Below are 5,613 nucleotides of genomic sequence, written 5' to 3'. Positions count from 1 at the left end.
GCGATGTGGCGCGAAATGCATTACTCCGCCCGCATCGCTCCGGATCGACAAGGCCACATCACTCCTTCCCCCCGCCGTTGATCCCGCTTCCACTTCGCCATACCTGCTTGCCCCGCTCGGAGAGTTCGCCGCAGCTATGCTCCGCGTCGGCCTCCGTCCCTTCTATCGCCATCTCGCCGCCCGCTTGTTCCTGTGCCTTTTGTTTCTGCTTGTGCTGAGCTGCCACGGCTTCATCGTGCGACCTGCCTGCGTAATTCAAGGCCATTTCGTTAACTCCTCCAGGAAACAGTCTTTGCAACGTTGCAATCTGCCGAGCGCGCGTCATTTCCGGGGCTACAATCCGAATTGCTTGCGTAGCCTGTCCAATACATGGCGTTCATCCAGCCACTGGATCTCCCGCTTCCGCTGGCGGCTGTGCCTATATCGCTGCAGCGACGCGCCGGACATCAGCACCATCCCGATCAGGATGCCCCACATTGCGTACGTCATATCATCCTTTTCAGTTTGTTCTCGATTTACACCGGGCGACAGACTACGCGGTAGAGAATTAGCACTCGCGTACTCCAGCGCTTCAAAAATCATATTTTGTGTCGTTCAGTGCTTATGGCGCATCCAGTCGCGAATCGGATGCGCGTCTAGCCAACGGGCAACCGGTTCGTCCTTGTGTTCTCGCCTGTACCGTGTTGCTACGAATATTGCGACGCATAGCAGCACCACGATCCCCACTACAAAACTGACCATTGACTGGCTCATGGCAGCCTCCTTTGAGGTCAGAACCATGCTTATATCTTAGGTGACCAGAGAAATAAAAGCGGCGATTGTCATTCACCGATCCTTGTTTCGTACGCTTCTTTTCTCGCAGCCGCGGCCTGTAGTCAAGGTGCGATGCCCGATCACGGATTTCCAATCAAAAGCGTTCTGCGTCCCGGAAATCAAAAATCCGGAGCTTCGCCGGTCTCGCCAATTCCGCCATGTCAAGGCAGATCAGGCTTCCGCCCAACCATCACCGACCATCTCGATTGCATGGGGGAACCTCTCGCTCCTGCCCACTTCCTCGAGTGTTTCACCCATTGTTTCGGTGTCCTGTACTGAATCACCTCAACATCTCTGGCCTTACTTTCCGGCACGACCGGCATACAATCATCGGTCGCGGTCTCTGCTGCTTCTCTCTGATTCTTGCTTTCTGCTAGTTCTTCCGCATTCACCTGGTCATCTATCATGCTGCTCTCCCACTGTGAGACCTACCGGTTCGCCAATCGGCTATTGCCGCCGCCTTCATAGTTGAGACGAGGCGCAACATCGCAAGTTCGGATTCAAGTTGTAACGCCCGTCGCAGCGTGACGGGTGTCACGCATCGGCGAAAGCCCGCCAGGAGGCCGGCCAGCAGGACGATTACTCGCCTTGTCGATTCTCCAGTTCATGCACGGCAGCCAGTGTGATGAACGCGGAGCGTGTCATGTGACGTTCTTTTGCTGCTGCATCGACTTGCTGAAGCAGGCTCTCAAGCAGGCTGAGTTGAAGGCCCACGGCTTTCGAGGTAACCCGCGCGAGGTTGATATCGACAAACATCCAGATTCCTTCGCCGTCATCCATGTCGAGCGCATGCAATTCCGATGTATTGCAGGTGGGTGCGGGTATGAGCTGCTCGCTGTGGTCATACATCAACTCCACTACCGCCTGAGCATTGCGCGTCAGTTCGTCAAACGAATCGCCACTCGCATCGGCGTTCGGAAAGTCGGGGAAACTGGCGCGAAAGCCAGTATTGCTATCCCGGTGGACATACAGCGGATATTGCATGACCTGCTCCTTGCGAGCGGAGCGCCGACTGACGCTCACTGCGCAACGCTATGCTGGGGGTGTTTTTTATATGAGCGACAGCCAATGAAGTCTGCACGCATGCTTCATTAGACGCTTCATGTACGAATACGCAATGACTTTCTCGTGTCATGTCGACGCTTCATCAAGCAAAGCCAGAAACCGCATATGCACAGGGTGATCTGTTCAGATGGCGCCCTGTGTTCTGACTGGATCATCCGAATGGATGGGCTGCTTTCTACCGATGTACGGGGCGAGCGACACGGGCCGACAGCAGCGCCGTCAACTCGTTCTCCCAGTTCCAACGCTGAATGTGAACCCACCATGGCCGGTCAACGGCCACGCCGTTCGGTTCGACCAGCAGATCTGCACCGTCCAGGGACACCGGCACGGTCGGTATCCTGTCGATACACGGCACAAGAATGTATGTCTTCACCTCGACGGCCTTGGTGTAGACAACTGGCAGGATAGGCGCTGGCGGCTGCGGCGCGTACCCCGCCACAACAAGCAGCACGCTACAGGGCACCGCGCAGACGATCGGATGGACGTCAAGCCGAACGGAACGGCCTGACCGCAATTGTGCAGCTTTACGCCTTCCAGGATGCCAGCCATGATCGCCTCCATTGTGGCTTTCGAGGAGTCGTGGCACGCGACGAAAGGCAGGACACGCGGAGCGTGTCAGGCCCTCATGCGAGGTACGACGCGCCCTGATTTTGCGTCTACTCAGCGGGGCCAAGGATTACGTCGATAGCGGCCTGGCCGGCGATCTCCGCAACAAAGTAGGCCCAGCGACGGGAAAACGGTCCGCCCTGGATCTTGATACGCTCGCCGAGCGCTGCTACGCCGGGAGGCCTGACGGGGCCTTCGATACGAAACCAGACGTCGAACATGTCCTCTGACGTGGACATCAAATCGACGTGAATTTCGAATCCGCGATATTCGACTGTTCGTTGCATGAAAGCCTCCGGTTCCCGCACCGCCGCAAGACGGGCAAATCAATGGTGGACCAACTTTTCTTCGGCCGTCGCCTTCTCGCGCGCGTCGCCCGAATCTTTTGCGGCGGACTCTGTCGCGAAATTCTCCCCAGAAACAATCGATCTCATGAGTTCGCAGGGGGTAAGGTTCAGGAGCGGAATCATCCAAACATAGCCGCCCGCTTGCCCGGCAGTCTGGCCTACCGCCCGTGGCTTCCCCGTATTCGCGAATCCCATGATCACCTACCGACAGAGATACGTTGGAGAACCCCGCAGGAAGGAGCGTCCGATTCTTCTCAGCGGCGCCATGGTGCCAGTCATTCTCGGCGGCCGCGAGACAACTGTGCTTTCAAAAGGGCAAGTGTGCTGGGCGCGTGCCAATGCAACTCGCGCGTACTGAGCTTGAACCGCAGCCGTCTGCCGATATCAACTGGCGAATTGAGTTCGTCGCGGCGAGGGATGAAATCGGGCTTCGATCCCGAGTGACTGACTCCGGGCGAAAAACGCATGCGTACCGTGAGATTGCGTCGGGGTACTGATCCTTTGTTGCGGGCGACCTGTTCCCCCGAGGCGTAAGTGTTGCCACCTGGCGCACCGTGCGTTCGTGAGTTGGCGCGCGAATGTCCATTTTGGTCTCGTCAGTTCCAGCTTTGGGTCGGCACACGCCTGCCGCCTATCGCCCGCCGTCAACCGTAGTGAGGCTTCGCAACCGCCTGCGAAGCCGTGGGGGCGACATTGGCGACGCGCCCGAAGGAGTTGTTCTTCCGGATGCACGCGCAGGGCGTGAGTATGCTTGCTACCAGGCTGATACCCGCACCGGGTGGCCGGTCAACTCTTACCTGCAGCCCAATAAGATGCGGGATCTCATTCCGCCTTATCGAAGACGCCAGCTTCGAGATCCTGTCTGAAATGCTGCACCCAACCGGTTTCGAATCCGATGGGGTATTCCCTCGCAATGTGTGTTGATAGTCTGGTTACGGTGACATATCCCTGCAGGCCGACGTTCTCGTCGCCCTTGGGGTCAGTCGTATCCGTTTCCAGCAGTTCGAATTCACCTTCTGCCAGTCCCTTGCGCTGCAAGGTCGCCAGGAAAGCCTGACGTTCATCCGCTTCGATCAGTTGCATCTTCCGCCCTCCCGTCTGTCCGACACGCCGATATTCGTGGTCCGCTTCACGACGTCGTCATAACCCCAGAACGTTACGCAGTGCCCGAGTGCGTCGTAGCTGCGGCTGAGGTTGTGAAAGCCGAATGCCATGCGCTCATCTGGATCCGATCCGGTCGCAGTCGGGAATCACCAGCGTACAGCTTTTGTGCACGTGCTCGATGGAAAACTGTCCGGACAGTTTTGTCATAGTTCCTGGCATCCTTCATGACCCGTCGCAATTTGCATCGGTGTGCGCATCGCCATGAGTGGTCGAAACCGCCTGTCGGTACCGCAAAAGACGCAAAGCCACGCTCGAGGTATGTCCCTTCTGCGTAACGCCGCTACGCTGAACCATGTCATCGCGTGAGGTTGTCCCGCCCGGGGCCTGTTTGCACGGTGCCGCTATCAGCAGCAATTGCGCAAAGCGCCCGGGCTCGTATCTGTGCCGGCAGCAACGTCCGCTCGCTGGACGGGCGGATGCGAATGGACGGATCAGTCCATAAGCAGGCCGATAGTTGAGGCTCGTTGGCCACAACGGGGCTACACTCAAAATGGGATAAATTCCGGAGCAATACCATGACCGACGCTACCCCCCAAAGCACATTTCGCGGTCTTCCACTGACGCCGGAGCAGGACGCAGAAGTCAGGCACTACATAAAGAAGAAAGAGCAGCATGGCGCGCCGTGGGACACGCCGGAGTTGCAGGCCATGCTTCGAGACATGCTGCAGCCCCCGAGCGACGACGACGGAGGACTCGGCTCCACCGTCGACGAAACGAAGGCGGCCACAGAACGCGCGACAGCTTCTATCGACGAGACCATGGAACCCATTGAAGCCTGCGAAGAGCGGAATGCTGCGATGGAAACCGAGGGTATGAGGGGACCCAAGCGTTGAATCCCAGGCGGCGCTCGCGACTGGTGTTGAAATTCACCCTGCGCGTTCGGACCGTGGCGTGAGCCTGTTGGGAACCCGGAATCACATTGATTGCGGCGCCGCCGGTCAGCTCTGCAATCAGCCCCCCACCGGCGAGAAGAGGGGGCTCGCCGTGTACTTCGATGCCTGCGTCCCGGAGACTCCTTTCGGAACACAATGAAACACGCTCTATCGATGTACCCTTATCCGTGTCGGGCACAAAGCCGGTTTCAAGGCCGGCGCAGAAGCCAGCCGGGGATCTGTCGCAGTCACTGCGCGAAGCCACTCGCGACGAGCACGGAAAAAGCAATCAGGCACACGATGCCGGACGACCGCACGGGATTATGCCTGGTCGGCCACAACTTCTCAGTTAGATGGAACATCCGGTGGCTTTCCATCTAATGAACGTCGATCGTGGACCTGCGCGGCTCGCGTCGTGCCCCCTTTTCGTGGAACTGTGCGAAAGCACAAAGAGCCGTGCAGCAAGCCACACCCGGTATGATTGCGCTGAGGTTGTATCCGTGGCGCCGTTTCGAGGTATGTCCTATCTGTGACAGGAGGGGATCGTGAAACGCGATATGAATCTGGCATTCGCAATACTGAAGACTCTCGAGGAAAACAAATCCGCGCACCTCAGCGAATTTGAGATTGAAAGCGCGCTCAAGGATGCGTTCGATGTTTCGAACAGGGGTGTGGGGTATCAGTTGAACCTGCTGGCCGACGCAAATCTCGTCCGCTCGATGGGGAGCGACTGGCGGCTAACCTGG

General features: G+C 58.0%; 8 protein-coding genes. 2 read left to right on the top strand and 6 right to left on the bottom strand.

Annotated elements, in window-relative coordinates; genetic code table 11:
• Nucleotides 1-58 precede the first annotated feature (58 nt).
• The 6 genes from P3T21_RS38030 to P3T21_RS38005 all read right to left on the bottom strand — a co-directional run bounded on the left by P3T21_RS38030 (nucleotide 59) and on the right by P3T21_RS38005 (nucleotide 3,914).
• A complete protein-coding gene (locus P3T21_RS38030; RefSeq protein ID WP_429260995.1) occupies nucleotides 59-265 on the bottom strand; it encodes a hypothetical protein in 207 nt (68 codons plus the stop codon).
• Between the two features lie 68 nt (nucleotides 266-333).
• Complete coding sequence (locus P3T21_RS38025; protein ID WP_429260994.1) at nucleotides 334-582, bottom strand: hypothetical protein; 249 nt, start codon at nucleotides 580-582, stop codon at nucleotides 334-336.
• Between the two features lie 810 nt (nucleotides 583-1,392).
• Entirely contained in the window at nucleotides 1,393-1,797 is a 405-nt protein-coding gene (locus P3T21_RS38020) for a type II toxin-antitoxin system HicB family antitoxin (RefSeq protein WP_429260993.1), read from the bottom strand.
• A 256-nt stretch (nucleotides 1,798-2,053) separates the two neighbouring features.
• Nucleotides 2,054-2,329, bottom strand: coding sequence for a hypothetical protein (locus tag P3T21_RS38015; RefSeq protein WP_429260992.1), 276 nt, complete (start codon nucleotides 2,327-2,329; stop codon nucleotides 2,054-2,056).
• 205 nt (nucleotides 2,330-2,534) lie between these two features.
• Nucleotides 2,535-2,771: a hypothetical protein gene (locus P3T21_RS38010; protein ID WP_429260991.1), complete on the bottom strand. Its 237-nt coding sequence runs from the start codon at nucleotides 2,769-2,771 to the stop codon at nucleotides 2,535-2,537.
• A gap of 882 nt (nucleotides 2,772-3,653) precedes the next feature.
• Nucleotides 3,654-3,914: a transcriptional regulator gene (locus P3T21_RS38005; RefSeq protein WP_429260990.1), complete on the bottom strand. Its 261-nt coding sequence runs from the start codon at nucleotides 3,912-3,914 to the stop codon at nucleotides 3,654-3,656.
• A gap of 596 nt (nucleotides 3,915-4,510) precedes the next feature.
• Between P3T21_RS38005 and P3T21_RS38000 the strand changes: the two genes are divergently transcribed.
• A complete protein-coding gene (locus P3T21_RS38000) occupies nucleotides 4,511-4,828 on the top strand; it encodes a hypothetical protein (RefSeq protein ID WP_429260989.1) in 318 nt (105 codons plus the stop codon).
• A gap of 584 nt (nucleotides 4,829-5,412) precedes the next feature.
• The coding region (locus P3T21_RS37995; protein WP_429260988.1) for a hypothetical protein at nucleotides 5,413-5,613 on the top strand (201 nt) is incomplete at its 3' end.

The organism is Paraburkholderia sp. GAS334 (assembly GCF_050436625.1).
GTDB lineage: Bacteria > Pseudomonadota > Gammaproteobacteria > Burkholderiales > Burkholderiaceae > Paraburkholderia.
The sequence above is the reverse complement of the archived record's forward strand: the minus strand, read 5'-3'. Positions and strand labels throughout refer to the sequence as shown.

Bases quoted from the DNA above. Each gene is read 5' to 3' on its own strand.
- P3T21_RS38030 (WP_429260995.1), bottom strand. From the start codon at position 265: ATGGCCTTGAATTACGCAGGCAGGTCGCACGATGAAGCCGTGGCAGCT.
- P3T21_RS38020 (WP_429260993.1), bottom strand. From the start codon at position 1,797: ATGCAATATCCGCTGTATGTCCACCGGGATAGCAATACTGGCTTTCGC.
- P3T21_RS38000 (WP_429260989.1), top strand. From the start codon at position 4,511: ATGACCGACGCTACCCCCCAAAGCACATTTCGCGGTCTTCCACTGACG.
- P3T21_RS38005 (WP_429260990.1), bottom strand. From the start codon at position 3,914: ATGCAACTGATCGAAGCGGATGAACGTCAGGCTTTCCTGGCGACCTTG.
- P3T21_RS38010 (WP_429260991.1), bottom strand. From the start codon at position 2,771: ATGCAACGAACAGTCGAATATCGCGGATTCGAAATTCACGTCGATTTG.
- P3T21_RS38025 (WP_429260994.1), bottom strand. From the start codon at position 582: ATGATTTTTGAAGCGCTGGAGTACGCGAGTGCTAATTCTCTACCGCGT.